The sequence below is a fragment of the Pseudomonas sp. KH_027 genome (assembly GCF_057838565.1).
The window spans coordinates 257019-278712 of sequence record NZ_JBYQOM010000002.1 but is presented as its reverse complement, the minus strand read 5'-3'; the positions used below and the strand labels follow the sequence as shown (position 1 = coordinate 278712).

The following is a 21694-nucleotide window of genomic DNA, read 5'->3' as shown; positions in this document are numbered from 1 at the left end:
CCATCGGCGTCTGAGGTTCCTCCAGCGTTGGCCTGACTCACCCCAGGCCGCGAGGCTTGAGCTGTCAGGACCTTGTTCTGCTACAGCCACCAAGCCTTGGGCACTTGGCGGCTAACTATCTTGCCTGTGCCCACAGGAAGGACGTACCAAATGCAAAACCAGAGCAATCCTGTTGGACAGACGACGCTTCGAGGCATCGTTAGGCAGGCTGTTGATCGTGGGGTATCCCACGACGAGGACTATCGAGGACACATGGATAGCAACCCCGACCGCATCGATTTCAAAATTGATGTGATCGATGGCCCGGCTGACTTGTTTTTCGATTGGTTCGACGAAATTGGTGGGTGCAACGTCATCCGTTATGGCAACGGCGCAGGCTTCTCGGAAATCGGCCCCTCTCAATGGAACATCCAGGAGGGGGCATTGATTGAGCTGAGTTTCGACCAGTTCTTAAATGCACGAATCGAGCGGCGTGTCGCTCATGCCCGCAACCAAATCCGCTGCGAGTGTCATAAGGCGCTCATGCGGATTGGGATTCATCAATAAAGCTTCATCATCGGCCTAGGCCTGAATCAGTTCAGGCCTATAGGGCTTGAGCTGGTCAGGTTAATGCCTGCAAAACCCGCCAAGCCTTAGAGCACTTGGCGTATTACCTCAAACGCCTGCGCTCTACAGGTCGGAGTAACACTATGAAAAAGCTTTATACCTCTGTCGCACTTTGCGCCTTCGCCGCCTTTTCAGGGGTTGGCATGGGTGCCATGGATGCCTTCCAGCACAACCAAAAGAAAGAAATGCAATTGAGCGCCACATGCAAAGTTCAGCCTCAGCTGGATGTTTGTCTGGAGCGTCAGGTTGCAGCTCAGGGCGTGCGTTATTTCTTCAATGGCCAAGAGTTCAACGGTGGCACTGCTACCTCGGCTCTCGGCGCGAATGAATAAGGAGGCAAACATGAAAGCGAAAAATCTGCGCAAAGAGTTCGCCAGTCGTGCAGCTAGCTTGCGTGAAGGCTTTGGAGATTCAACCCCTCTGGCTCAGCGCCTTGGCGGCTGGATCGAAGATGCCGCAAAGGAGCTGGATGCAAAACAGGTCATTCTCGATGAAATGTTTGCGCATTTCGATGAGCATGGTTTCGGTGCCATTTACAAGAACTCGCTCAATCAGTACGGATTCGTGCTGAAAGACGCGAGTGATGAAGGTGCGTACCGTTATCAACTGTTTGATGCCAAGGGGTTCTTTGGCCACTCAACGTTCAGTAGCGCCGAAGAAGCGCTGCTTGAGCTTTGCGATAATGGGCATACCGTCATGGTTAGCCCGGATACCTTGGACAAGCTCTCGGCCACACGTTTGTGGAAGTTTTCTACCGAGGCGCTTGCGCTAAGAACTGCCGTTGAGGTTGGGAAGTACACTTGGGATGAGGCCGACCGTCTATACGCCGACCTCCAACTGAAATACGACCCTGACCTTTGGGCAGCATGATGGTCTGAATGGGAAACCCTCCACGGAAACGTGGAGGGTTTTTTTTCGTCCTCAGAATGCGGATCGATCCAGTCGATGGGCAATGACGCCTACTTCGGTTGCTATGAATTCCGTGGGCACTGTAGTTTCACGTCCACATTTTGGAGGTCCCGATGACCGAGATACTTACCAGCTCTGCTGTAGTTTTGTGTGGCCTGCTCGCACTGTCATTCGCCCCGCCGATCAGCAGGCGCCTCCCCGGTGCCCCGCGCAGCTACCAACGGAAACTCCTAAAAGGCCTGATTGGCGTGCTCATTGTTTTTTCGCTTTACGAGACTATCAGCGAGACTGGCCTGATGTACGGAGTGCTTTTCAGCTTGATCCCCTTGGTTGCTGGCGCTGTTGTCCTGCACGGTTTTGGGCGCCACACATCCACTGGCTGAGGCTTCTCAACGCAAAGCCTTGGGTCCGACGAGTTATGACCTCTAACCCGTGACACGCGGTTTGCTAGGCGACGATGGTGGCTCATTTACAGGAGGCGCCTAGCCATGAAACATGATCTGCACCCGATGCTCAGCGACTGCAAAGTGGTTTTTGCACGCAATCTCCAGGGCTTCTATGTTTCAGAGGGATGCGCGGTCTTCAATGCCCCCAGGCCACTGCTCGGCGCTAGCCATGCTTGCAGTGATTGGTGCCACGGTCGCTTCTATGCAGAGGTCAATCTCGACGATTCCTATTCGGCTGCCTTCGTCCAGAAGAACATCGATCTTGATGCTCGCCTTGTAGTGACGGTCAACGATGCCGAGGTGGTCGAAATGCTGCTGATGGACAATGCCCGTGCAGAAGATTATCGCGAGTACGATTTTGAGGATCAGCTTGAAATGCTGCTCCCTCAGCTATCGAAAATTCAGCATCTGCCCTACGGGGAAGCAATGGCGCTGATTGATACCGCACGCGCTGTCCTTGCGGCTGATGCGATCAGCTAAACAATGGATTCACCATGATGCGGCCTGTCGTTCGCATCATTAACGGGAAGGCCAATGGTTCGTGGGGTTTGCAAAGTTTTTCTGATTGGCCGAGCGGGTGCAGATGGTGATCTGCGTTATACGCCTGCCGGCCATCCCATTTTGCGGGTCAGCCTCGCAACTGAATCAGGCCTAAAGCGCGGTTCAGGCTCATCAACCGCTGATTGGCACAGGGTTATCATTACAGGCCCCCAAGCCGAATCACGCGACAATGCTGTCCGCAAGGGGTGCATGTGCTTCGTAGAAGGTACTCTGCGCACCAGGGCTATCGAGGGCAAGCCCCTCGCCCAGCGCATTACCGAAGTGGTTGTGGGCGCTGACGGCACTTTCAGGGTGTACGATACCGGCCCTCCCGTGGAGAAGGCTGTGGCAGACCATGACCGTCCAAGCCCCAGCTCGGCTTTGAGCCCCAAGGCTCGCCTACCAGGGAGTCGTCTAGCCTCCGCCTACCCAGCTCCGAATGGTAGGCCGGCAGAATCGACCGTAGTGGACGATGAGTGGCTTAGCTTTGAAGGATTATTGCTGCATGACCGAACAGACGCACCGGATTAACACTCGCAGTGCGAGGTTTCAGAAAACACCTGACGCTGGGGCGAGCATCGAAGCCTTCTCCGATGAAGCCGACTTGGCCAGTCCTTTTGTATGCGCAGGCCGCTGGAAGACCGCAGATACCTTCGCTATGCGGAGAATCGTGTCAATCAAAGACGATAGTGGTTGCCTAGTCGGCTTCCGACCCATGATTCAACAGGGGTGGGGCGCCAATCGCCAGACCCACTCTGAGGTTTTCAGGATCACGCAGGTGGTCAATGAATCTATGGCCATGGCCATGGCACAGCGCTGGCGTGACAGGAAAGAGTCGGAACTCGGCATCCATTCTGGACGCATCAGTACAAAATCGGCGTCGCGATTCGTTCCTGGCATCAGTCTAGTCGTGTCCAGTTCGAGTCCATGCAGAGCAAGCTGGAAATGGTCTTCTGCTGGGCACCCTACCATCACAAAGTACATCAGCAAGAAGCTTGGGTATGCCTCTGCTTACCACGCGCTGGTTCAAAAAATCTGCGAGGTTCTTCGCTGCCAAGCGCCTGAAAGCCTCCAGGTGCCTATGCCGAACCCGGTTCAATACACCCGGTTGCAGTCAGCTGGTATTTCCGAGCTGCCGGATCGTCGATCCACATTTCGAGCGCACGGAGAGTCGATGGGTGAGTGAGTGCTGTGAGTTGGGTGGCGCTCATAGCACCCAGCTCATAACCTTGGCCCAGGTTTCAGATAGGGCTACGCCTTGAACATAAAGCGCCACCTCTCCCCTCTCCTACTCGCAGCTTCCCTATCAGGCTTTGCCTCGGCAGCAGAGCCCACGATCCAGGCTGTCACATTCAAGCATGCAGATGGCCGCTCAGCGCCCGCAGAGATTTATATCGACGGCGAGATTACCCCCGCGCTGCCTCGGCAGCTCGCTACATCGCTGGCTGCAAACAAGATCGAGCGTGCAACGATCTACATCAACAGCGTTGGGGGTGACTTACAGGCCGGGCTTGAGCTGGGTGAGGTTATCTGCGGATTTCGGTGAACGTGACCGAGCGTTTCGCTAATACGTGACCGGTGCTTCCACCCCGGTTGCGCGGGTTCTGGATTGTAATCGCATCGGTCACGATGCGGCTTGTTCCTCGGCTTTTTTTCGGCGCAGCGACTCGCCTTTCATCGTCAGCCGGTAGGCGTTGTGCACCAGGCGGTCGAGGATGGCATCGGCCAGGGTCGGGTCGTTGATCCAGCCGTGCCAGTGCTCGATGGGCAGTTGGCTCGTCAGGATGGTGGAGCGGCTGCCAGCGCGGTCGTCGATCACCTCCAGCAGGTCATGCCGGGCTCCTTCCTCCAGCGGGGCTAGCGCCCAGTCGTCCAGCACCAGGACGTCGACCTTTGCCAGCTGTTGCAGGGTACGGCCGAAGCTGCCGTCGCCATGAGCGATGCGCAGTTGTTCCAGCAGGCGCGGGGTGCGCAGGTACAGGGTGCTATAGCCCTGGCGGCAGGCCTGGTTGCCCAGGGCGCAGGCCAGCCAGGTTTTGCCGGCACCGGTCGGGCCGGTCAGCAGCAGGTTGTGCTGCTGGCGGATCCAGTCGCCACTGGCCAGGGTGGCGATCAGACGCTCGTCCAGGGCGCGACCGGAGCGGCGGTCGAGATCTTCCAGGCAGGCGTTGGCGTACTTGAGCTTGGCCTTCTTGCGCAGCCGTACCAGGCGCTGGTTGTCACGCCAGGCCAGTTCACGGTCGAGCAGCAGGCCGAGGCGCTCATCGAAACTCAGGCTGTGGCTGGCCGGCAGCGTCCATTGCTCTTCCAGGGCGCGGGCCATGCCGTCCAGGCGTAGCTGGTGCAGTTGATTCAGGGTGTGTTGCGGCATCATCGAACAGCTCCTGTTGCGGGGGTTGGTAGTAGTCGGCGCCACGGACGTTCTCGTGGTCGCCGGGTAAGGTCGTTTCGGCGGCACGCTGGGGCAGCGGCTGTTGATCCAGGCCTTGCTGGAGCAGGTTGCGCACGCTGCGCCCGGTGAAGGCGCGCAGGTGTACGGCACGTTCGGCAGCGGCTTCCAGGCGTGCATTGCCATAGCGCCGGGCCAGCGAGAGCAGGCCGAGGCAGGCGCGGTAGCCCATCTCCGGGTGCGGCTTGTGGGTCAGTTGGTGATCGATCAGTTGGCGCGTGTAGGGGCCGATCCGCGCGCCCCAGTCGAGCAGGCGTTGTGGCGTCCATTCGCGATGCGCCTGGTGCGCCGCGGGCATGTGCTCGCGCTGGGTACTGTAAGCGCCGCGTCGCCCCAGCAGCAGGTGGCTGGCCACCCGCCGGTTGCCATGCAGCACTTCCAGGGTGTGTGCCGTCAGTCGCACGTCCACGTTCTGCCGGGCCAGGGCGGAGGGCACGCTGTAGAAGCTGCCATTGACCTCGATGTGGTAGTCGATGCTGACCTTGCAGCGCTTGAAGGTGGCGACCTCGTAGGGATGCACCGGCAGCGCTCGCAAGGCCGGGCGATCCAGGCGCTCGAACCAGTCGCGCCGGCAGCCATCGAGCCGCTTGAACGGGCGCCGATTCAGATCCTCCAGCAGCTCGGCGATGGCCTGATTGAGCGCATGCAGGCTGAAGAACTGCCGATGGCGCAGCCGCGCCATGATCCAGCGCTCGACCACCTGCACCGCCACCTCGGCCTTGGCCTTGTCCTGAGGCTTGCGTGGCCGTGCCGGCAGGATCACCGTCTGGTAATGACGCGCGCACTCCAGCGTGGCCCGGTTCAGGCCCGGCTCGTAGCGATCCGGCTGGGCGACCAGGGCGCGCGGATTGTCCGGCACAACCATTTCCGGCACGCCGCCAAAGTAGGTCAGAGCCTGGCCCAGCGAGGTCAGCCAGTCCACCTGGGTTTCGCCTGGCGTCGCGCAGGCATAGGTGTAATTCGAGGCGCCCAGGGCGGCGACGAAGATGTGCGCCCGGCGCACTTCGCCGGTGGCCGGGTCGACCACCGGCAGCGTCGGCCCGGCATAGTCGATGAATAGCTTCTCGCCCGCACGGTGCAGCTGACGCATCGAACGTTTGAGCGTCTGGGCGTAGCGCCGGTAGTGCTCGACGAACTGGGTGTAGCGGTAGGTCGGCTGGCCCGCATGCGCGGCGAGATATTCCTCCCACAGCAGCTGCAAGGTCACGCCCTTGCGTCGCAACTCGCGGTGGATGCTCAGCACATCGGGCAGCACTCGCTCACCGCGCGGCTTGTTCGTCGACGTCGGTGCAAACAAGGCGGCCGCCAGCGCGGCCTCGTCCATGGCCACCAGCGCCGGCCAGTCCAGCCCGGCCACCCGCGCCGCCGCGATGTACTTGCTAACCACGCCCTTGGACAGCTGCAAGGCACGGGCAATCTTCTCGTGGGACAAGCCGGCCTCAAACTTGAGGCGCAGACATTCTTTGATGTTTCGCATGGCTACTCGCGGCGCCGCCATCTTCCTCTCCCGAAATCGGTCGAGGATGGCGGCGCATCAGGTCATGCGCAACGAAGGGGAAGGCTTTCGCTAAGTCGTGACCGGCGATTTCGGTAAGCCGTGACCACCTGTTTCGGAACAGGCGGAAAATCGGTCACGTTGCTACCGAAATGAGCGGTCACGCGTTAGCGAAATGACCGGTCACGATCAACCGAAACGGCCGGTCACGGTGCTCCGAAATCCGCAGTTATCCGAAAGCTAGGCTTCAATACCGCAATAGGAAAGCGCGGCAGTGCGCAGGGTAAGCCAATCCCAGGCTCTTGCCAGAGCGCTTGCCTGCTTGTCTTTGCTGGCGGGGTATATCGATTCGCCGACAGCGCTACCTACTTCGGCATTCACAGGTTCTTCTCACGTCGCTCCGGGCCACAGGACCTCGCGTTAGGGCAGGTAATTTCAGCTGCCATTACCGGGTATCTAATCCGCATGGACATATCACCCCAGTTGTTTGAGAGGATGGTTAATGCTGGGCCTTCGCTCCAGAAACTGCCTGTAAACGAGGCCGTTGCTCTGAACCTCGTCAACAACGGCGTGCTTCCCCCGAAGTGGGAAATCATTGGCCGAAGCGGGAGCGTATTCCTCCAGGGCGAGCAGAAGACTTGGAATGGTACGGGTCGGCTTCAAATGGCATGCGTCAAAGCTGGCGGGCTGGAAGTAACAGCTCAGTACGACGCAGACCAGAACACCCGGAAGATCATGTCGGAGGCCAAGCATCTATCTCTCAGGCTTGACGGTGGGTTCGTCGGCATTTCACCGAGCGCCCTTGTAACGCCGACTGCGCTTTCAGGTGAGTACCTGACAACAAAGTTCAGAGTCGCGGCGAGTATCGCCTCGGCTCTTGCCCATTCGCGCTCTCTAGGGTTCGCATGGGTGCCTGCTCAGTCGTCGATTTTCTACGGTTTCGAAATCCCCACTTCCCAACAATCGGATTTGGTTTTTTCTTTTGTCACGCATTGTTCGAGGCTATGACACAGCGCTGCATCGAGGATGATTTCCTTCAATCAACAGCCGGAGGTGTAGCATGCTGATCCCCCATACCCAACTCAAACCAGAAACCCTCGATGATCTGCTGACAGATTTCGTTACTCGCGTTGGAACCTATGGCGACGCAACGACTATTGATGAGCGGAAATCTCAGCTGCTCAGCCAGCTGGAAAGCGAGCAGGCGTTCATCACCTACAACTACGAACATCAGCAGCCATGCTTGGTTGCGCGGCACCAAGTAAGCGAATCCGCAATTCGTGACTTCAAGGTGATCAAGCAAGCGTTGCTCGATGAGGTTGCTGAGGAAGCAGCTGAGCGCGAGGCCATGACCGAATTCCTCGATCTACACCGCAAGCTCAGTGAGGACGGTGTATTCCCCATTGACCTCGGTCGCACCGTAATGAGTGGCGCAACAGGCGCTTTACTCCAGGCCGGCAAAGTTCGCCTGGATCAGCTCCAGGACCTGCTCTACCGTCATTCCAAGGGCGACTACGGCTTGGTTCCTTGGACTGACAAACTGAGCAATCTAAAATCCATTGCCACGAAGGACTATATGTTGTCCCGGTACGAGATTTCAGGTGTTCATCTATACGTGGAAATGCTGGCTGACTGGCCTCAAACCATGGTCATGCTTGTAAGCGAACGCTAAGTTCTTTCGAGCCGTTTAATCCAAGAGCGCACCTAAAGGTGCGCTTTATATGTCCACTCAGCTTCGAGGTTTACGTTTGTTTTTGAAACAGCCCACCAAAGACGATTTGAGAAAGCAGCTACAAGAACAGTGCGACCGCGCACTGCTCTTAGATAACTCGATCCACACCTTGTATGCGAGTCAGCCTATCCCGACAAAGGGAAAGAAAAGGCCTCGAAAACGACCAGACAGCGCCTACGCAGCTGAGCTGGAAAAGCTTTTGTCCGCCGAAGAATCGTCTGGGCGCGAAATCCAGTCCGAAGGTATATCTGATGAAAATCTGCACTCTGCTCAAGCAGGAAGCCTGGAAGGTTCGTTAGAGCGAGAGGTTGCGGAATTCATGCGCAACCGGCATAGGAAGTGAAGGCAGTTCGGTTGAAACAGGATCAGGGGACAGGAATTCTGTGAGGGAATCTATTTAGGGCTCAGCAATGATTTCCCGAGCATCCCCTTTTCGTATGTTCCTCCCACTGACCTGCTTGCTTGTAGGCGGTTGTGCAACAACCAACAACTACGACAGCGCAGCAAATCCGTTCGATGAGCCAGCAGCACCCAAAGCATATTCTTCTGACTATTCTGCAACGCCCCAGGCATCCCCTGTACAAGCAAAACACCAAGCACAGCTGGCCGTACATTCCGGCATGCCGGCTGGCGCTGTGGCATACGCATTGCCGGCTGGCCAGGATCAAGCAATTGAGGCCAGCGCCGCGCCTTCTGGCACCAGTCCGCACCTTCAAGAAATGATTGATGAGGCGAATCGGATTGGCGCCATGGGCGACCTACAGGGCAAGGTGTCACTTCTGACTCAAGCCGGCTACTCCGGCAGTCCTTCCGCGTTCTATGACTTAGCCAGGATGTATCTCGACGGGAGCTTCCCCCAAGACATGCCGCAGGCTCTGCATTTCATTAACCTGTCGCATAGCGGGGGTTATGCAGAGGCCACCCGTGTTCTCGGTATGCTCCACCTTCGAGGGCAAGGCGTGCCGGAAGATGAGCGCTACGGTCGCCAGCTGTTAGAGCATGCAAGCAAGAGCAGTCCGCGTGCTGCACGGGAGTATGGACTACTGCTGTTAAACATTCAGCGCCCTCACCTCAATGCCCCTGATCTTGGCATGCAGTATTTGCGTGATGCAGCCAACAGGGGGGATCAGGACGCAGCGCTGGCTCTTGCCAAGGAGCTAGAAAAGACCGGCTTGAGTTACGATGCTGGCCTACCAGCAGTTCAAAGCCCCGCCGATTCCAAACCTCTCGGTAGCGCCCTCTCCGCAAGCGATTCGTTGAAGGCCAGGGCTTTGCGTGGCGACTCCGCAGCAATGCTTCAATATGCCCAGAAGGTAATGATCGGCTCCATACGCATTGCGGAGCCTGAGTTCAATGCGTACTGCTGGATGGCAGTCGCTGACAAGCTCGGCAACGTTGAAGCTGGTAAAGAGTTGGCATTCATTCGAGGGGTGCGAGCAATTAGTGACAGCAAAGCTCCAGGCCGGCTGGATCAGTGCATCAGCGACCTGCACTATCAAGTAACCGGGCAGGATTCCACGCGACTTACTGGTATTAGCCAGTAGGCTGCCACGCAGATTTTAGGAGCGTTTCATGAGTGAAAGACAACATAGGGTCATGGTGATCGACGATTCGAAAACGATCCGAACCACGACCGAGGGTTACTTGCGAGAGCTTGGGCATGAGGTCATGTGCTGCACTGATGGATTCAATGGCATTAGCCACATGATCAGTTTTCAGCCGGACATTCTGCTCATCGACGTGGAAATGCCTCGAATGAATGGACTGGAGACTGCCAGACTTATTCGGGCAAACGACCAGTTCAAATCAACACCTATCGTTATGCTTTCGTCGAAAGACGGGATGTTCGACATGGCCCTGGCCAGTGCGGCGGGCGCCAGTGACTACATCGTTAAGCCTCCGGTGAAGGACGCTATTTCCGCCGTAATCACCAAGCACCTCGGTTGATGGTTATGAGTTCAAGGCCAACCTTGCTCGTCTTCACCCAGGCCCCGGCATTTTTGCCAGCAGGTGCCCCCTTGGAGCCTTACGAGGTCACGGCTGACACAAACTGCACCTTTGAGGTGGATGCACGCGGTCGGCTGATTCGGAAGGATCGTATCGACGGGACTCGCTGGGTGTCCACGGATTACACTGGCTTCTTCACGATCACAAACGTCCCGAAGTATTCGCAGACCCCTCACATGTACCAGCTGTCCGTTGTGTGCGGAGTCGTAACCCGTATGCACCAAGTGACGCCGGGAACACCTTCTATTCTGATCACCGCCGTATGTTTGTGGGCACTTGAATCGATGGTTGTTGATCGCGATGCAGTAAGCGCCGCCAAAACCTACAAGGGCTGCCTCCAGCTTATCCAGGATGCTGAGCTTTCACTGGGGTTCAAGACTGGAGACGGAAAACTGGACTGCATGATCGCCATGGCGCTTTGCCGCCCGGAACTTCTGCAAGGTAAATCGGCTCGCGATGCGCTATCTTCCCTAGAAGATCATCAGCTCCGAGCCATTTCAGCATGGCATCGAGCCCAATTGCTCGACTGACCCTCAATCCTGCGAGTGGGGGATTCGTTTCGTCGAGCGTTCTCGACCAATGAGTTTTCCCCATGGCTAATACCCCGCAGCCCCCAATTACAGCTCCTGTTCTGCACCACGAAGCCAAGATAGGGGGCGACTTGGCCGCCAACGAGACGTGCGATGCCTTGTCGGTCGCCTCCTACCTTGAGCAGGAAATCGCTCAACTCTTGGGGGCCGATTTCGTTGCGAAGATGCCTGCGGAGCTTCTTGAAGCCTTTTGCCTCGCTACAGTTGATCGCAACCACCCTACTGCGGAGCTTCTGTATAAGCTGGTAATCAACTTCATGATCGCCTATGCGTCCTCCAGCACTAATGAGGATGCGCTCAAAGCCTTCGACTATCTCGACTACCTGAGTGACAAATAAGGGCTGAGCAACCGCTCTCCCCTCCTCGCTTCCAGGCTTCGGTTCTCACGATTTGCCCCGCAGAGCCAAGCCTCGCCCGTGACACGCCCATACATCGCTGATCATTGACTCCATCAATACGGGAGCTTCAATGATGAGCGATCTACAACTCTCCTTTCTCGATGCCGACCCCCAGGCCTTTGATGTAAACGCCATCGATGACGGCGTTGTGATGTTCGGGACCGGCCTTGATGGCGCCGCTGCGCTCACGCTTTCCCAGCGTCCTGTTGACGACTGGGTGTTCGGCCTTGGCTTTACCAACTGGAAGGCTGTCATTGATCATGCAATCCGCTCGGGTCACTACGAGCTTTTTGACGGTGAGGAAGGTTGCCTCGGTCTTCGTAAAAGCGGGTACAAGTACGCCCCCATCCCAAGGCTTCCAGCGGGCGGCGCAACCTACGTTCAGCAGCGGCTGCTTATCATCGCATCCGAACGAAGCGCGGCTTTGAGCCGGAGCGAGAGGATGGTTGCGGCAGGCGCTGACTTTTCGCACAAGTGCGTTGTTGAGGGTGGCGCTTGTGATGTGACGATTAAGCAATCTGGTTTGGTCGTCAGGGCGGCTATCCAGGTCGATCAGATGAATTTTTCTGACGTGTCTAAGGCAGACCATTCTTCACTTGCAGTCCAGCTTTGCCATGCGCTGGTGCTTGCTGGAGCACATCCAGGTGTTCAGCTTGATAAGGGGTGCCAGTCACTGGCGGGTCATATCGTCCGCATCGTGAACGGGGTCCGCTGATGCAACGCAAGAAGGGCGTTGCGGGCAGCGACATGCACCACGCAAGGAAATGGCTCGGGCTGTCTCAGCAGCAACTGGGCGAGCTGTTAGATGTATCGCGGAACACCATCCGCAGCTGGGAGGCTGGAAAGGGGCCTGCCTTCCTCCCCCTGCTGTGCCGAGGGCTAAGGGCATACAAGGCTCTACCGCACCTGTTCATCGACCTTACAGGCCCCTGTTTGGCTGACATGCGCACGCGGATGGGCATGAATCAAGAGCAGCTGGCTAGTCGCCTATCGGTGTCGAGGCCGTCTGTCTCTCGATGGGAGAATGACACCCCGCCAAAATGGGTAGTATTTGCAGTCACTGCCCTAGCTTTTTTTGGATTAGAACCATGATTACCTTTGCTCACCCATTAGCGCCGACTGTCTCTTATGATTGCGAGCTAAAGAGGTCCATTGCCCTCTACGCCGCTGACCACCTGCATGAGTACGAGGTGTTCCTTATAGAGGCTGACACCTCCAAGTATGGGATCGGCATTGAAGTTGTGGACAAGCCTACCGGCAGCCACCTGGGTGTTGTCTCAATCCATTGAATGCGCAGTTGATCACTGGATTACCCGGACTACCGTTTTCGTCCAATAACCCGCGCATGCGCGGAAAAACAGATCGGAGTATTTTCCGCGCATGCGCGGGTTTTCTGATCTTTTAACGTGTGATTGGTTTTATGAAGGTGATCCATGCGTGACGCCAGCGACCCATTCCAAAGCTTCTATCGCTTGAAGCGTCCTTGCGCGAACTGTCCATTCCGCAAGGATGGCGCTATCGAGTTAATGCCCGGCAGGGTTGATAGCATCATCAGCGCATTGACCAAAGACGACTCGCAATCGTTTCTCTGCCACAAGACCTTGAATAGCGAGGGGGCAGATGACTGCGATGACGATGACGAGTTGCAGATGGGGCGCTCCGAGCCCAAGCGACCAATCCGGGAGGCCGAGAAGATGTGCGCTGGTGCTGCTGCATACCTGTTGAAAATCGGTAGGCCGACAGTTGGTATGCGCTACGCGATGATCACAGGCAGTGTTGCGCATGATCATTGGGCTGAGGCCGAAGGTGTCACTATCGACCCGGTAGGCTAGCGCAGCGCCCAGCCACCGGGTCCCGGCTGCCGCTACTGAGCCACAGCCTTCTTTCCGCCAAGCAGCTTCCCTTCAATCTGCTCGACCACATCGTGATGCACGGTAGGTATCCCGTTATCTTGTTGCTCGATGCGGTATCTGTTGTAGAGAAGGATCGATGGCTGTTCTACGCAGCCATTCTTTGAGTCGCACTTTGAGGCCTGCTTTCTCTTTAGGGGGTCTATCTGCACGCACTCTATATCTGAGAGCCGAGCTTTGCAGTCGAACCCATCCAGTCGCAGGTCGTTGACGAGATTCCTTGTTGCCGGACTCGGTTCTTTGATCCAGGCACTGGCGCAGCCTGTGAGTAACGCGCAGAGCGCCAGGGCAATTTGTGTTTTTCGCAATTGGTTCTCTCCAGGAGCAGTGTTTCCCCACGCTACTGACTGGCCACCGTATTTTCCACTCAAGGCAGTGCAGTTAATTTGCAGGAGAGGTATTCATCTATGTCGCGAAAACGTTTGATCGCTGGTGTTGTTGCATTCGGCGCGGTCGCCTCGGTTGCCTATGCTGCATTCGGAGTATTTGAATCGAGCCCGGAAGACAAGTGGGCCGAGCTGGAGGCGTTTAAGGCAGGTTTGCCGACACTGCTCGTAGATAGCCAGGGCGATCCCGCGAAGTTCAATTTGGTGGAGCTGGGCAATCAGCTTGGAAGCATTCGGGTTGATGGCATGCAGGTGTGTGCGCATGAGGAAATATCCGCAGATCAGTACGTGAAGCTTTCGGCAATAGCCGAGTCTCTTTCGGGAAAGCCGGGCGCGTCACGACAGCTGCGCACTTTGCTGGAAAGCAGTTCGTCGGTGACTGATTGCCAGTTCCGTGTTCTGGAAGCCTCAACCGGGATTCATTGATCCATCTCTGCGCCATTTTCCCGCGCATGCGCGGAAATTACCCAATGCTATCGGGATGATTGCTTTGATAGCCTGCGTCTCATTTTGAGCGGGTCGGGAAGGGCGCTTCTACGCGAAATCTTGTCGGGGTACGTGCTGCCGATTCGGTAGATTTCACGTACAAGCGCCATGATCCACGGCGAATGCCCATCTAGCGCTCAATGTAGTGCTTATAAATCAATGGTTTACAGAGGCAACCCTGCTCGTTTCTTCTGTCACGACTGAATCGGTTTTCCACTGATTTCAGGCTCTGCGCACCTTATTTTTCCGCACATGCGCGGCTATATAGGCTCTGCCTTTTGGCTTTGCTTCGGTGATTTGTATTTTCAATGCACGCCTATCGATGACACGCGCCTTTGCCGAGTGAAATGTGGCTTCGTATAAAGAAATGGTTGGAGGGTTCCATATGTGTGATGACAGCGCCACCTACACCGAGCGCGTAAAAGCATGGCTGAAAGAGCATGAGCCGACCCCTGCTCAAATTCAGGAGGCGTACACCAAGATGCTCGCTATGTTGGCAAAGAACCCTTCGCAGCAAAGCGAGGACTCCGATGCCTGCCTGGATATTTTGATTGAGGCGTATAGCGGCGCTGGCGGCTCGGTCGATGACCTGCTGGCCGCAGATGAGAAAGTGTCCGCACAGCATGGCGGATCGCAGCCTGAGTCCTGCGCACTCGATAGCGGCCCTCTTTATGAGGTGAGCGCTTCTCCAGTCACTCCGTTGCCGCCCTCGCAGAAAAGAGCTGCATTCCTCCAGCTCAAGCAGCAACTCAGTTCAAGAAGCATCGGCGCCTAATTATTCGGGCTTGCGCCCCCTCAGTCGCTCGGTCGGCAGTGAGGGGGCATGCTTCGCTTCAACGAAAATATCCGCATCGAAGTAAGACACCAAATCTTGGAGAGTTTGCTCCTTGAGTAGGCTTGCCAGTGCTGGATTGCTAGCTTGTATCTCTCCCCATGCCTTCTTTTTCATCGCGAGCGGAAGGCCGGTCAGTCGAACTAGGCTGGCGTCACCATCATATATTTTCACCGGGACAGGCCAGTTGTCTGGTCCCGTTAGCAAGTTCTTGTCTTCCATACCCCTCCCACATTGACGACTCTATTTGAGGGGATATTCCGTCCTGGCGCATGCCAACTCACGATAGTTACTCGTTATCATCCCCGTAACGCTCCAGCCTGGGAGCAATTACGGAGTACAGGAATGATCGTTGTCGTAGCCACCAGAAGCGCTGAGACTGCCTTTCAATACACGCTGCTGCTGAATGAGCTTGGCTATGAAACTCTTGCGGTGAGAGAAAGTGCCCCCCTATTGAGTTGCATCCAACACCCCATGTCATGTCTGCTGATGCTGGAAGACGGGTTCGCGGGGAACGCGTCAGCTCACGCCCTGATCAACCGTATACGCAGCATTCCTGGTCCAAAGTCGTCACTTCCAATCTTGCGGGTTTGGAAGGGGCCGATTCTGGCTAGCGGACATGACACTGGTCCGTTGGCGACCATCAGCGCTCCAGTCACTGGCTCGTCCATTGAGAGCGCACTGCTGAGTCTCGGCTTGGGAAGGGGAGAAAAGGCATCGACTCAATGCACAAGTTCACCCTGACCGCCATTGCGGCAGTTCTTTTGGCCGGCTGCGCGTCTGCGCCGCCTGAGCCTCCTGTTTCAACTTACACTTACGATTCCAAGGTCCACTCCGGGACTGTCATCGTCACGGAGAAGCACTACTCCAGCGATTCACTCACCTGTAAGTCCAAATGGCGTGAAGGCGAGGTGTTCCAGCCAACAGGCCTTCCGCCAATGGGCTATGACACGTTCAAAGTTGGCATTGAGGTTGAGGCCAGCGGTGATGGTGACGGTTACGTCTTCACGCATGCGGCCTTGGATGTTCCTCAAGGCCTTGGCCACCGAGTTTTCGCCAAAGACCTACAGCACCAGAAAACCTTCATGCTTGGCGCCGAGTCCAATGGACTCGTTCAGCAGGGTGAGTTGTTCGAGTACCCGGAAGGCTACTACGTCCGAGTCTCGGAAGCGTCTGTGAAAGGTGATGGCTTCGTTGCCTGCATCGGCATCGACCACATGTACGTCCTGGAAGCCGATCTACAGTCTTCAACCAATCCGCCCGTCTATCTGGATCGTGTGGTTGTTCCATTCTTTATGGAGCTGGCTGATCAGCCCGTTAAAGTCTCGTTCGGTAATAAAGTCCAACATACAGCCGAGATACGAGTTCAGCCCCAATGAATGCCAGCGTGATCAAGCTCGACAACAAGCGCCTCTACATCGACCTGCCTGCTTCCATGGTTCATGAGCTGCTGGCGGATATGGTTACGCGCTACGAGAGCTTTTTCACGTTTGGCCCCCCTGCTTATCCAGCCGGACAGCCCGCGCTCTTGTTTAAGGCGCTGGAAGAAGGTTACGGGCTCGCCAGTTGCAACGAGTCGGTGGGGCTGGAAGTGGTGGACCTTGGCACGCTGAAAGTCGTGGCGAACGAATGCCCTGATCCGAAGTGGAAAGACCTCCACGTAGGGAGGATTCTCGCCGAAGCTTTCGCGAGCACCATCAACCGTACATAGGAGTTTGAATGCGCTTACAAACACTGATCTTGGCCGTAGCCGCGTCTGCATCTGGCGTTGTTACCGCCGCCAATCTTGAGGTTGCCGTTTCTCAGGGCAGCCAGGAACCCATCAAGTTCACGTATCCACTGACCAGTGAACGGCAGACACTCGATCTGCGTGATTCTGGCCGGTACACGGTAGCCATCAAAGACAAAGCCCGTGGTAAGGAAATATGCCGCGAGGCAGAGTACCGCACGGGGATGGTGATGAATCTGCGACGCATCGATGACTCAGCCCCTGGCCAGTACAAGGTCGAGGTGGTGGGGCAGGTATCAAGCCTCAAAGGCATCGAGAAAAAGGAGCATCTAGGCTGTGGTGTGAATATGCAGCCGCTGATTGAAAACGCTGCATTCTCGGACACCTCGGTTATTGAGGCTGGCAAGCCAAAGGTGCTAGTCGTGGACGGGACAACAACTCTGTTACTCACCGTCAAGGAGTAGGCGCATGAGCAAGTGGACTTACGCCAGGATAGATCGCAACGAGCTAGCCCAAGTCCACTGTGTTTTCTGTAACAGAGCCCTCCGAAGTGGGCGCCTGATCGTCCTGCGGGACGAATCAGGCACTGAGGCCTACGCTGGCCCTGAGTGCGCCAAGAAGCATCTGGGAGCCCCCGCCGAGCCTGTCCTCGATCTTTCCAGGATGGCAATGCTTCTAGTCGCCAAAGGTCTACAGCCTTCATCTGGCGACCCAGGCGACAAACTCGATGGCTCAAAGTCTAAGCGTGCCGGGAGACAGGCTGGTATGCCGTTGATCAAGGCAGACGAGGTTGTCGATTACATACGTCTCCGGGTTGAGCACATGCGTGGCTTTTCCGGCAACGCCACTCAGAAATTGCGCGATTTCCACAGCCAGCTGCTGCGTGACGCCGGCATTACCTCAGATGCTCGCCTCTATGTTGAGAGGCTGCTTGCGAAGTCCAAGCAGGCCAACACTATTTACTCCCACCGGAACGTTGAGCGCTGCATTGGCGCCGACCACTGGTTGCGCGTTGCGATTGAGCACACGAAGCCTGATCGCAGGGATTTTTTGCTTGGCATGTTACAGAGCCTGCACGATCACTGGCGCCTTACGTCCAGGCAGATCGAAGCTATAAACCGCTGGGGGGAGGGCGTTCGGAAGTCCTTTGAGGTTTTTCCGGTCTTGGATGTAACGGCATTCGAAGGCGTTCATGCACCCCGCTTTGCGCAGGCTTAGAACAGCGGCAGTTGATTCGGATTGTTCTTCAATGCCGCTGTTTCTCGCGCATAGAACTTCCTGTACCCCATCAAGTTGAATCTCGCCTCGCACCCCTTGCAGATGATGAAGTTCTGGATGTTGCTCAAGTCGTCAGGATCGACCGGCGCACGCAAGGAGTGGAGTATTACCTCGCGGCAAAGTGATTCCGCAGGCTTCTTTCTGGCTCGCTTTGAATCCAGGCACAGGTGAACGATGCCACTGTGAAGCGCGAAAGCAACTTGGGTGTTGAGGCTGTTCATGGGAAGCAGGCCGAGTGGTTGATGACTCAATTCTAACGAGTGCCACCAATGTAGTAATCCGTACTCACGACCTTTGCGCCTGTGTTGAGTGGCAACGAGCAGCCTAGATGGCAGATAGTTGGCTATCGGCGTAACGACTGAGCCCACTTGGCATGCAACCCACTATTCATTTCTATGACGGCCAGTACATAGGCACACCCGCGCTTGGTCAGCTGGTGTCGTTTGACTCGCTGGCTTGCGGGCCGGCAGGCGCTACCCACTATTCGACCCAGATCACCATACGCCCTGACGCCTCATTCAACCCGCAGTCAATAGAACAGCTGGATTGCTTTGACCTGGACCTCCGGGCTGGCGTCAGCGAGTACGAGTGGTCGCGGAAGGCTCAGGGGCTTTTTGCGACCCCGGCTACTCTGCACGTAGGGCTTGGGAGCACGTCTACGCTCGACAACTTCATCCGATTTGCCATGTACAGGTGCCTCAGCACGCTCCCTAACACCGAGCTTCCTCATGGTGCCCACTACCTCGACTTGCTTACCGTTAGCAGGGCTCTATCTCTGCTTAGGCCTGAAACGTCGCCGCTCAGCATGCCGGCCAACTGGAATGAGCAGAGGCGGAGAGCTTTCGTGCTTTCCACCTATGCAGCTGAGTCGCGTGCTGGAAGCGTGATGGAGTTTGCGAGAGCAATAGCCGAGGCCAATCCAACCCTTTTAGCGCACGCTATTGCCCACTCGTCTCCAGGGCAAATCGCCACCCTATGCGGTCTTGTTGATGGTCAGGTCGAGAGCCTTGCATTGCTCAAGCCCGTGTTTGTCTGCCACGAACAGCTTATGAGTCCAACGCAGTTCGGGATTTTCCTGGCTATCGGGACGGACCCCCAGTACCGAAATATCGTGTACATGGTTGACCTCCAGTGCGATCTGACAGAGTTGATCGACGATGGTGGGGTATCGGTCGCTCGGTTCATTCGTTCAGGAGCCGGCGAGCCAGATAAGCCGGTAGTCAGGGTCAATCTCAATCGGGTTCCGTTCGTAAGCCCTCTGGGCGTTGTAGATCGCTACACAGCTTCACGCCTCGGCATCGCCCCATCAGTGATCAAGTCGCGCTTGGCGCTGCTCCAGAGCCAGCCAGACCTCAGTCTGGCCCTCATGGAGGTTTCTGGTGCCTCAGATGCGAGCTTGGTTGCGGACCCGGACTATCAGCTCTATGGCGCTGAGTACCTAGGCCCTGATATAGCCCTGCTGGACAGTCTTCATCGTCACGGGCCTTCCGATTGGGAGCGGCTGTTGACCCAGGCGAACGATGCGCGCATCACGGCACTAGGTATGCGGCTGATCAGGCGCTGCGCCCCTGCACTATTAAGAGAGGATGAATTGCAGGAATGGCTCGCACACTGCGCGAGTCGCCTTGTAGGCCGTGGGGGGCAGCCCCGCTTGCAGGCCATCAAGGAATACTGCGCGAATGTGGTTGGCACCCCAGGCTACCCGCTGGGAATGCGGGCTGCGGCACAACACTGGTTACAAACGACAGGTCTGTAATGAGCCCAGCAACAACGTTTGACCCTTTTGATCATATGCCCTTCACGGGGTACATCGATCCTATGACCGGGAGGCAGGAGCGTTATCTGTCCCTCGCGCACTTCATTCACTCTGAGAGACTTGCGGGGGTGGATGACCACTATCGGAGGTATCTTCTGAACTTGGATGACCCCGAACTGTTCAGGCTTGAGGTCGATGGTGTCGGCTTCACGGGTGGAGATAGGCCCGAGTGGGATGGCTTGCGCCAGCCTTTGATTTACGCGGGCATCTTTATGCAGGCGCTCTCCAATCGAGAGCACTATGGCCAGTTGATTGCCAATGCCTCAAACCTCTCCATCGCCAATTGCTCATTCAGCAATGAGGCTGCCGTGGCCATGGGGGAGTTCATCGGTGACATTCAGGCTCCGCAGGATAAGTTGAAGGTGGCATTCCTTGGGGCCTGCTCCGACCTGGATTACATATCGACATGTCTTGGGGTTATCTTCGCAAAGCGCGCCCCGCAGTGTCTGTTAGCGCTTGAGGATGACGCCAGTGCAATGGGTGTTTCGGCATACGCACGGAAGAACGGCCATCCGTTCTCTCTGTTCAGCGCCTCGCTGAGTGATCAGGCGATTGCCGAGAGCATCCGGCTTCGATGTACGCACGTCTTTAACTTTGCAGGGGAGGGTGGGTCGGCACTTACACAGGCCGTGGTTGCGATGCTGCGTGATAGTGGCATGAAAGTAACCCCCATCCAGCCCAAGCCATGAAATCGCTTATGCGGGGCGCGACAGGCCGCTTGCTGCCGGTTTCTCTAGCGCTCCTGTCCGGCTGCTCTACTCCTAATCCAGCATGGATAACCGCTCCTGTAGGGGCTTTTTGCGGTTCAAGTTTTGACGCTGCGTGCTTGAGGGCCTATGCCGAGCACGCGCACTATGAGGCAACTGCCGCTGCCGCTGCCGCTGCCGCTGCCGCTGCCGCTGCCGCTGCCGCTGCCGCCGCAGAAGCAGAAGCAGATGTTCCAAAGGCGCCTATCGATGCGGCTGTGGGTTCTGATGCGCAAGCTCCCGGCAGTGATGAACAAGAGCTGGCCATGTGTTTAATCCCAGACGAATCTGGCTCTGATTTAACCCCTTCGATCCAGGCAAGCAACCTACCCGGCAACAGTGAAGTGGGTGTGGAGGGCGATTCGGCAACGTTGAAGGATCAAGAGCAGTCCAAAAAAACTGGCTCTGATGCTGAGAGTGTTGAGCTGCCAGCCGATATTGATCACGGATCGATTCCGATCATGGGTTTTGGCGTGGAGGCCATTGGCGCAAACGCCAACTATGCGGCTGGCTACAAACCCAGCGAGCAGGTGACTGAATATCACAAAGCTGGTGCTCTACTCGACCTTGGTGATGGGGTAGTCATCGGTACGCAGGTTGAGAAAGCTTTGACCATTGGCGATCCCGAACTTCGCGCTAAAACGCTCACAGCATTGCTTACCCTCTATTCGCGGCGCATGACTGATGCGCAGCTGGGCGCTGCCCTCAACGCGCTTTACGACCTGGATCGTGAGCAATATGAGACGGCCCTAATTGTAAAGCTGCCCGGCCTGTTGAAGATTGGCGATCTTGAGCGAGCAAAGGCCCTTCGGCAGGAACTTCTCAATACGGTACAGAGCCCTTCCAGGCCCTTCTCAATGCTGGCCTACGTGGCGAGCTGTTACTCGATGGCAGGCATGAGTGGTGATGCTGGTGCCATTGTTCGCGAAGCGGCGAAGCGTGGCTCTCAGCTTTCAAAGGACGATGGAAACCTCGTAAGGATGGCAGTGGAGGTTAGTCGAGGCAGCTACCCAGCCCCGCAAGACTTTTATGACTTCCGAAGCGATGAAGCTCGGCTGGAGGCGTACTTGACCTTGGCTGTGCTGGCGAGACAGATCGAGAATCCAGTGATTGAGCGCCAAGCTATCTGGGGGGCGGTCAAGTTTCTCCAGAAATCATCAGTGCGAATCGACAAGCAAAAGGCCTTTGCGTCGATCCTGATGGTGGCTCCAGGTGTTGTTCATGACGGTCACTTATCCACTAAATCTATGGATTAAGCAGTGGATAACTTTGCCAAGCTCAAGTGCCACCTGCCCTTAGCTCGGTTGGTTGGTTTTTGATCAGCTAGCTGGTGTGTTTT

32 protein-coding genes are annotated in these 21694 nt (G+C 56.5%); 27 read left to right on the top strand and 5 right to left on the bottom strand.

Going from position 1 to position 21694, the window contains the following annotated elements:
• Positions 1 to 150: 150 nt before the first annotated feature.
• The 7 genes from AC3IYG_RS23980 (at position 151) to AC3IYG_RS23950 (ending at position 3687) form a co-directional block, all read left to right on the top strand.
• Complete coding sequence (locus AC3IYG_RS23980) at positions 151 to 546, top strand: hypothetical protein (protein ID WP_489314296.1); 396 nt, start codon at positions 151 to 153, stop codon at positions 544 to 546.
• A gap of 143 nt (positions 547 to 689) precedes the next feature.
• Positions 690 to 938, top strand: a complete 249-nt coding sequence (locus AC3IYG_RS23975; protein WP_489314297.1) for a hypothetical protein — start codon at positions 690 to 692, stop codon at positions 936 to 938.
• Positions 939 to 948: 10 nt separating this feature from the next.
• The gene (locus AC3IYG_RS23970) at positions 949 to 1476 is read left to right on the top strand and encodes a hypothetical protein (protein ID WP_489314298.1); all 528 of its coding nucleotides are present in this window, start codon (positions 949 to 951) and stop codon (positions 1474 to 1476) included.
• A 152-nt stretch (positions 1477 to 1628) separates the two neighbouring features.
• Positions 1629 to 1898 (top strand): hypothetical protein, encoded by a 270-nt coding sequence (locus AC3IYG_RS23965; protein ID WP_489314299.1) that lies wholly within the window; start codon positions 1629 to 1631, stop codon positions 1896 to 1898.
• 105 nt (positions 1899 to 2003) lie between these two features.
• The gene (locus AC3IYG_RS23960; RefSeq protein WP_489314300.1) at positions 2004 to 2441 is read left to right on the top strand and encodes a hypothetical protein; all 438 of its coding nucleotides are present in this window, start codon (positions 2004 to 2006) and stop codon (positions 2439 to 2441) included.
• 54 nt (positions 2442 to 2495) lie between these two features.
• The gene (gene ssb, locus AC3IYG_RS23955) at positions 2496 to 3032 is read left to right on the top strand and encodes a single-stranded DNA-binding protein (protein ID WP_489314301.1); all 537 of its coding nucleotides are present in this window, start codon (positions 2496 to 2498) and stop codon (positions 3030 to 3032) included.
• Complete coding sequence (locus AC3IYG_RS23950) at positions 3007 to 3687, top strand: hypothetical protein (protein WP_489314302.1); 681 nt, start codon at positions 3007 to 3009, stop codon at positions 3685 to 3687. Before ssb ends, AC3IYG_RS23950 begins: the two co-directional genes overlap by 26 nt.
• A gap of 438 nt (positions 3688 to 4125) precedes the next feature.
• Here the strand turns inward: AC3IYG_RS23950 and istB are convergent, their stop codons facing one another.
• Both istB and istA read right to left on the bottom strand, forming a co-directional pair.
• Entirely contained in the window at positions 4126 to 4875 is a 750-nt protein-coding gene (gene istB, locus AC3IYG_RS23945) for an IS21-like element IS1474 family helper ATPase IstB (protein WP_003460139.1), read from the bottom strand.
• Entirely contained in the window at positions 4763 to 6448 is a 1686-nt protein-coding gene (istA, locus tag AC3IYG_RS23940; protein ID WP_041506137.1) for an IS21 family transposase, read from the bottom strand. Before istA ends, istB begins: the two co-directional genes overlap by 113 nt.
• 462 nt (positions 6449 to 6910) lie before the next feature.
• Between istA and AC3IYG_RS23935 the strand changes: the two genes are divergently transcribed.
• From AC3IYG_RS23935 to AC3IYG_RS23885, 11 genes are all read left to right on the top strand, one after another.
• Positions 6911 to 7453 carry a hypothetical protein gene (locus tag AC3IYG_RS23935; protein ID WP_489332258.1) on the top strand — a complete coding sequence of 181 codons (543 nt, stop codon included), beginning with the start codon at positions 6911 to 6913 and terminating at the stop codon, positions 7451 to 7453.
• Positions 7454 to 7505: 52 nt separating this feature from the next.
• Positions 7506 to 8117: a YheU family protein gene (locus AC3IYG_RS23930; RefSeq protein ID WP_489314304.1), complete on the top strand. Its 612-nt coding sequence runs from the start codon at positions 7506 to 7508 to the stop codon at positions 8115 to 8117.
• Positions 8118 to 8166: 49 nt separating this feature from the next.
• The gene (locus AC3IYG_RS23925; protein ID WP_489314305.1) at positions 8167 to 8520 is read left to right on the top strand and encodes a hypothetical protein; all 354 of its coding nucleotides are present in this window, start codon (positions 8167 to 8169) and stop codon (positions 8518 to 8520) included.
• Positions 8521 to 8587: 67 nt separating this feature from the next.
• Complete coding sequence (locus tag AC3IYG_RS23920) at positions 8588 to 9721, top strand: tetratricopeptide repeat protein (protein WP_489314306.1); 1134 nt, start codon at positions 8588 to 8590, stop codon at positions 9719 to 9721.
• Positions 9722 to 9749: 28 nt separating this feature from the next.
• Positions 9750 to 10124, top strand: coding sequence for a response regulator (locus AC3IYG_RS23915; RefSeq protein ID WP_489314307.1), 375 nt, complete (start codon positions 9750 to 9752; stop codon positions 10122 to 10124).
• 275 nt (positions 10125 to 10399) lie between these two features.
• Complete coding sequence (locus tag AC3IYG_RS23910) at positions 10400 to 10714, top strand: hypothetical protein (protein ID WP_489314308.1); 315 nt, start codon at positions 10400 to 10402, stop codon at positions 10712 to 10714.
• A gap of 62 nt (positions 10715 to 10776) precedes the next feature.
• Positions 10777 to 11112, top strand: a complete 336-nt coding sequence (locus AC3IYG_RS23905; RefSeq protein ID WP_489314309.1) for a hypothetical protein — start codon at positions 10777 to 10779, stop codon at positions 11110 to 11112.
• 130 nt (positions 11113 to 11242) lie between these two features.
• Positions 11243 to 11887, top strand: a complete 645-nt coding sequence (locus AC3IYG_RS23900) for a hypothetical protein (RefSeq protein WP_489332256.1) — start codon at positions 11243 to 11245, stop codon at positions 11885 to 11887.
• Complete coding sequence (locus AC3IYG_RS23895) at positions 11887 to 12264, top strand: helix-turn-helix transcriptional regulator (RefSeq protein ID WP_489332255.1); 378 nt, start codon at positions 11887 to 11889, stop codon at positions 12262 to 12264. The genes AC3IYG_RS23900 and AC3IYG_RS23895 overlap by 1 nt, the downstream gene beginning before the upstream one ends.
• Positions 12261 to 12461: a hypothetical protein gene (locus AC3IYG_RS23890; RefSeq protein WP_489314311.1), complete on the top strand. Its 201-nt coding sequence runs from the start codon at positions 12261 to 12263 to the stop codon at positions 12459 to 12461. Before AC3IYG_RS23895 ends, AC3IYG_RS23890 begins: the two co-directional genes overlap by 4 nt.
• A 144-nt stretch (positions 12462 to 12605) precedes the next feature.
• Positions 12606 to 13004 carry a hypothetical protein gene (locus AC3IYG_RS23885; RefSeq protein WP_489314312.1) on the top strand — a complete coding sequence of 133 codons (399 nt, stop codon included), beginning with the start codon at positions 12606 to 12608 and terminating at the stop codon, positions 13002 to 13004.
• Between the two features lie 32 nt (positions 13005 to 13036).
• Here the strand turns inward: AC3IYG_RS23885 and AC3IYG_RS23880 are convergent, their stop codons facing one another.
• Entirely contained in the window at positions 13037 to 13390 is a 354-nt protein-coding gene (locus AC3IYG_RS23880) for a hypothetical protein (protein WP_489314313.1), read from the bottom strand.
• 99 nt (positions 13391 to 13489) lie between these two features.
• Between AC3IYG_RS23880 and AC3IYG_RS23875 the strand changes: the two genes are divergently transcribed.
• Both AC3IYG_RS23875 and AC3IYG_RS23870 read left to right on the top strand, forming a co-directional pair.
• The gene (locus AC3IYG_RS23875; RefSeq protein ID WP_489314314.1) at positions 13490 to 13894 is read left to right on the top strand and encodes a hypothetical protein; all 405 of its coding nucleotides are present in this window, start codon (positions 13490 to 13492) and stop codon (positions 13892 to 13894) included.
• A gap of 445 nt (positions 13895 to 14339) precedes the next feature.
• Positions 14340 to 14729, top strand: coding sequence for a hypothetical protein (locus AC3IYG_RS23870; RefSeq protein WP_489314315.1), 390 nt, complete (start codon positions 14340 to 14342; stop codon positions 14727 to 14729).
• Here the strand turns inward: AC3IYG_RS23870 and AC3IYG_RS23865 are convergent, their stop codons facing one another.
• The gene (locus tag AC3IYG_RS23865) at positions 14730 to 15008 is read right to left on the bottom strand and encodes a hypothetical protein (protein ID WP_489314316.1); all 279 of its coding nucleotides are present in this window, start codon (positions 15006 to 15008) and stop codon (positions 14730 to 14732) included.
• Positions 15009 to 15511: 503 nt separating this feature from the next.
• Here AC3IYG_RS23865 and AC3IYG_RS23860 point away from each other — a divergent pair.
• The 4 genes from AC3IYG_RS23860 to AC3IYG_RS23845 all read left to right on the top strand — a co-directional run bounded on the left by AC3IYG_RS23860 (position 15512) and on the right by AC3IYG_RS23845 (position 17733).
• Positions 15512 to 16165, top strand: coding sequence for a hypothetical protein (locus AC3IYG_RS23860; RefSeq protein ID WP_489314317.1), 654 nt, complete (start codon positions 15512 to 15514; stop codon positions 16163 to 16165).
• A gap of 8 nt (positions 16166 to 16173) precedes the next feature.
• On the top strand, positions 16174 to 16497 hold the full coding sequence (locus AC3IYG_RS23855) for a hypothetical protein (RefSeq protein WP_489314318.1): 324 nt from the start codon (positions 16174 to 16176) through the stop codon (positions 16495 to 16497).
• An 8-nt stretch (positions 16498 to 16505) separates the two neighbouring features.
• The gene (locus AC3IYG_RS23850; protein ID WP_489314319.1) at positions 16506 to 16979 is read left to right on the top strand and encodes a hypothetical protein; all 474 of its coding nucleotides are present in this window, start codon (positions 16506 to 16508) and stop codon (positions 16977 to 16979) included.
• Between the two features lie 301 nt (positions 16980 to 17280).
• The gene (locus tag AC3IYG_RS23845; protein ID WP_489314320.1) at positions 17281 to 17733 is read left to right on the top strand and encodes a hypothetical protein; all 453 of its coding nucleotides are present in this window, start codon (positions 17281 to 17283) and stop codon (positions 17731 to 17733) included.
• On the opposite strand, the gene AC3IYG_RS23840 is transcribed toward AC3IYG_RS23845, so the two are convergent.
• The gene (locus AC3IYG_RS23840) at positions 17730 to 18014 is read right to left on the bottom strand and encodes a hypothetical protein (protein ID WP_489314321.1); all 285 of its coding nucleotides are present in this window, start codon (positions 18012 to 18014) and stop codon (positions 17730 to 17732) included. The two genes, AC3IYG_RS23845 and AC3IYG_RS23840, sit on opposite strands and share 4 nt — an antisense overlap.
• Positions 18015 to 18637: 623 nt before the next feature.
• Here AC3IYG_RS23840 and AC3IYG_RS23835 point away from each other — a divergent pair.
• The 3 genes from AC3IYG_RS23835 to AC3IYG_RS23825 all read left to right on the top strand — a co-directional run bounded on the left by AC3IYG_RS23835 (position 18638) and on the right by AC3IYG_RS23825 (position 21611).
• Positions 18638 to 19549 (top strand): hypothetical protein, encoded by a 912-nt coding sequence (locus tag AC3IYG_RS23835; protein WP_489314322.1) that lies wholly within the window; start codon positions 18638 to 18640, stop codon positions 19547 to 19549.
• 161 nt (positions 19550 to 19710) lie between these two features.
• Positions 19711 to 20298, top strand: coding sequence for a hypothetical protein (locus tag AC3IYG_RS23830; protein ID WP_489314323.1), 588 nt, complete (start codon positions 19711 to 19713; stop codon positions 20296 to 20298).
• A complete protein-coding gene (locus AC3IYG_RS23825) occupies positions 20295 to 21611 on the top strand; it encodes a hypothetical protein (RefSeq protein ID WP_489314324.1) in 1317 nt (438 codons plus the stop codon). The genes AC3IYG_RS23830 and AC3IYG_RS23825 overlap by 4 nt, the downstream gene beginning before the upstream one ends.
• The last annotated feature ends 83 nt before the right edge of the window (positions 21612 to 21694 follow it).

Bases quoted from the DNA above. Each gene is read 5' to 3' on its own strand.
- AC3IYG_RS23980 (WP_489314296.1), top strand. From the start codon at position 151: ATGCAAAACCAGAGCAATCCTGTTGGACAGACGACGCTTCGAGGCATC.
- AC3IYG_RS23975 (WP_489314297.1), top strand. From the start codon at position 690: ATGAAAAAGCTTTATACCTCTGTCGCACTTTGCGCCTTCGCCGCCTTT.
- AC3IYG_RS23970 (WP_489314298.1), top strand. From the start codon at position 949: ATGAAAGCGAAAAATCTGCGCAAAGAGTTCGCCAGTCGTGCAGCTAGC.
- AC3IYG_RS23965 (WP_489314299.1), top strand. From the start codon at position 1,629: ATGACCGAGATACTTACCAGCTCTGCTGTAGTTTTGTGTGGCCTGCTC.
- AC3IYG_RS23960 (WP_489314300.1), top strand. From the start codon at position 2,004: ATGAAACATGATCTGCACCCGATGCTCAGCGACTGCAAAGTGGTTTTT.
- ssb (WP_489314301.1), top strand. From the start codon at position 2,496: ATGGTTCGTGGGGTTTGCAAAGTTTTTCTGATTGGCCGAGCGGGTGCA.
- AC3IYG_RS23950 (WP_489314302.1), top strand. From the start codon at position 3,007: ATGACCGAACAGACGCACCGGATTAACACTCGCAGTGCGAGGTTTCAG.
- istB (WP_003460139.1), bottom strand. From the start codon at position 4,875: ATGATGCCGCAACACACCCTGAATCAACTGCACCAGCTACGCCTGGAC.
- istA (WP_041506137.1), bottom strand. From the start codon at position 6,448: ATGGCGGCGCCGCGAGTAGCCATGCGAAACATCAAAGAATGTCTGCGC.
- AC3IYG_RS23935 (WP_489332258.1), top strand. From the start codon at position 6,911: ATGGACATATCACCCCAGTTGTTTGAGAGGATGGTTAATGCTGGGCCT.
- AC3IYG_RS23930 (WP_489314304.1), top strand. From the start codon at position 7,506: ATGCTGATCCCCCATACCCAACTCAAACCAGAAACCCTCGATGATCTG.
- AC3IYG_RS23925 (WP_489314305.1), top strand. From the start codon at position 8,167: ATGTCCACTCAGCTTCGAGGTTTACGTTTGTTTTTGAAACAGCCCACC.
- AC3IYG_RS23920 (WP_489314306.1), top strand. From the start codon at position 8,588: ATGATTTCCCGAGCATCCCCTTTTCGTATGTTCCTCCCACTGACCTGC.
- AC3IYG_RS23915 (WP_489314307.1), top strand. From the start codon at position 9,750: ATGAGTGAAAGACAACATAGGGTCATGGTGATCGACGATTCGAAAACG.
- AC3IYG_RS23910 (WP_489314308.1), top strand. From the start codon at position 10,400: ATGCACCAAGTGACGCCGGGAACACCTTCTATTCTGATCACCGCCGTA.
- AC3IYG_RS23905 (WP_489314309.1), top strand. From the start codon at position 10,777: ATGGCTAATACCCCGCAGCCCCCAATTACAGCTCCTGTTCTGCACCAC.
- AC3IYG_RS23900 (WP_489332256.1), top strand. From the start codon at position 11,243: ATGATGAGCGATCTACAACTCTCCTTTCTCGATGCCGACCCCCAGGCC.
- AC3IYG_RS23895 (WP_489332255.1), top strand. From the start codon at position 11,887: ATGCAACGCAAGAAGGGCGTTGCGGGCAGCGACATGCACCACGCAAGG.
- AC3IYG_RS23890 (WP_489314311.1), top strand. From the start codon at position 12,261: ATGATTACCTTTGCTCACCCATTAGCGCCGACTGTCTCTTATGATTGC.
- AC3IYG_RS23885 (WP_489314312.1), top strand. From the start codon at position 12,606: ATGCGTGACGCCAGCGACCCATTCCAAAGCTTCTATCGCTTGAAGCGT.
- AC3IYG_RS23875 (WP_489314314.1), top strand. From the start codon at position 13,490: ATGTCGCGAAAACGTTTGATCGCTGGTGTTGTTGCATTCGGCGCGGTC.
- AC3IYG_RS23870 (WP_489314315.1), top strand. From the start codon at position 14,340: ATGTGTGATGACAGCGCCACCTACACCGAGCGCGTAAAAGCATGGCTG.
- AC3IYG_RS23865 (WP_489314316.1), bottom strand. From the start codon at position 15,008: ATGGAAGACAAGAACTTGCTAACGGGACCAGACAACTGGCCTGTCCCG.
- AC3IYG_RS23860 (WP_489314317.1), top strand. From the start codon at position 15,512: ATGCACAAGTTCACCCTGACCGCCATTGCGGCAGTTCTTTTGGCCGGC.
- AC3IYG_RS23850 (WP_489314319.1), top strand. From the start codon at position 16,506: ATGCGCTTACAAACACTGATCTTGGCCGTAGCCGCGTCTGCATCTGGC.
- AC3IYG_RS23845 (WP_489314320.1), top strand. From the start codon at position 17,281: ATGCCGTTGATCAAGGCAGACGAGGTTGTCGATTACATACGTCTCCGG.
- AC3IYG_RS23840 (WP_489314321.1), bottom strand. From the start codon at position 18,014: ATGAACAGCCTCAACACCCAAGTTGCTTTCGCGCTTCACAGTGGCATC.
- AC3IYG_RS23825 (WP_489314324.1), top strand. From the start codon at position 20,295: ATGAAATCGCTTATGCGGGGCGCGACAGGCCGCTTGCTGCCGGTTTCT.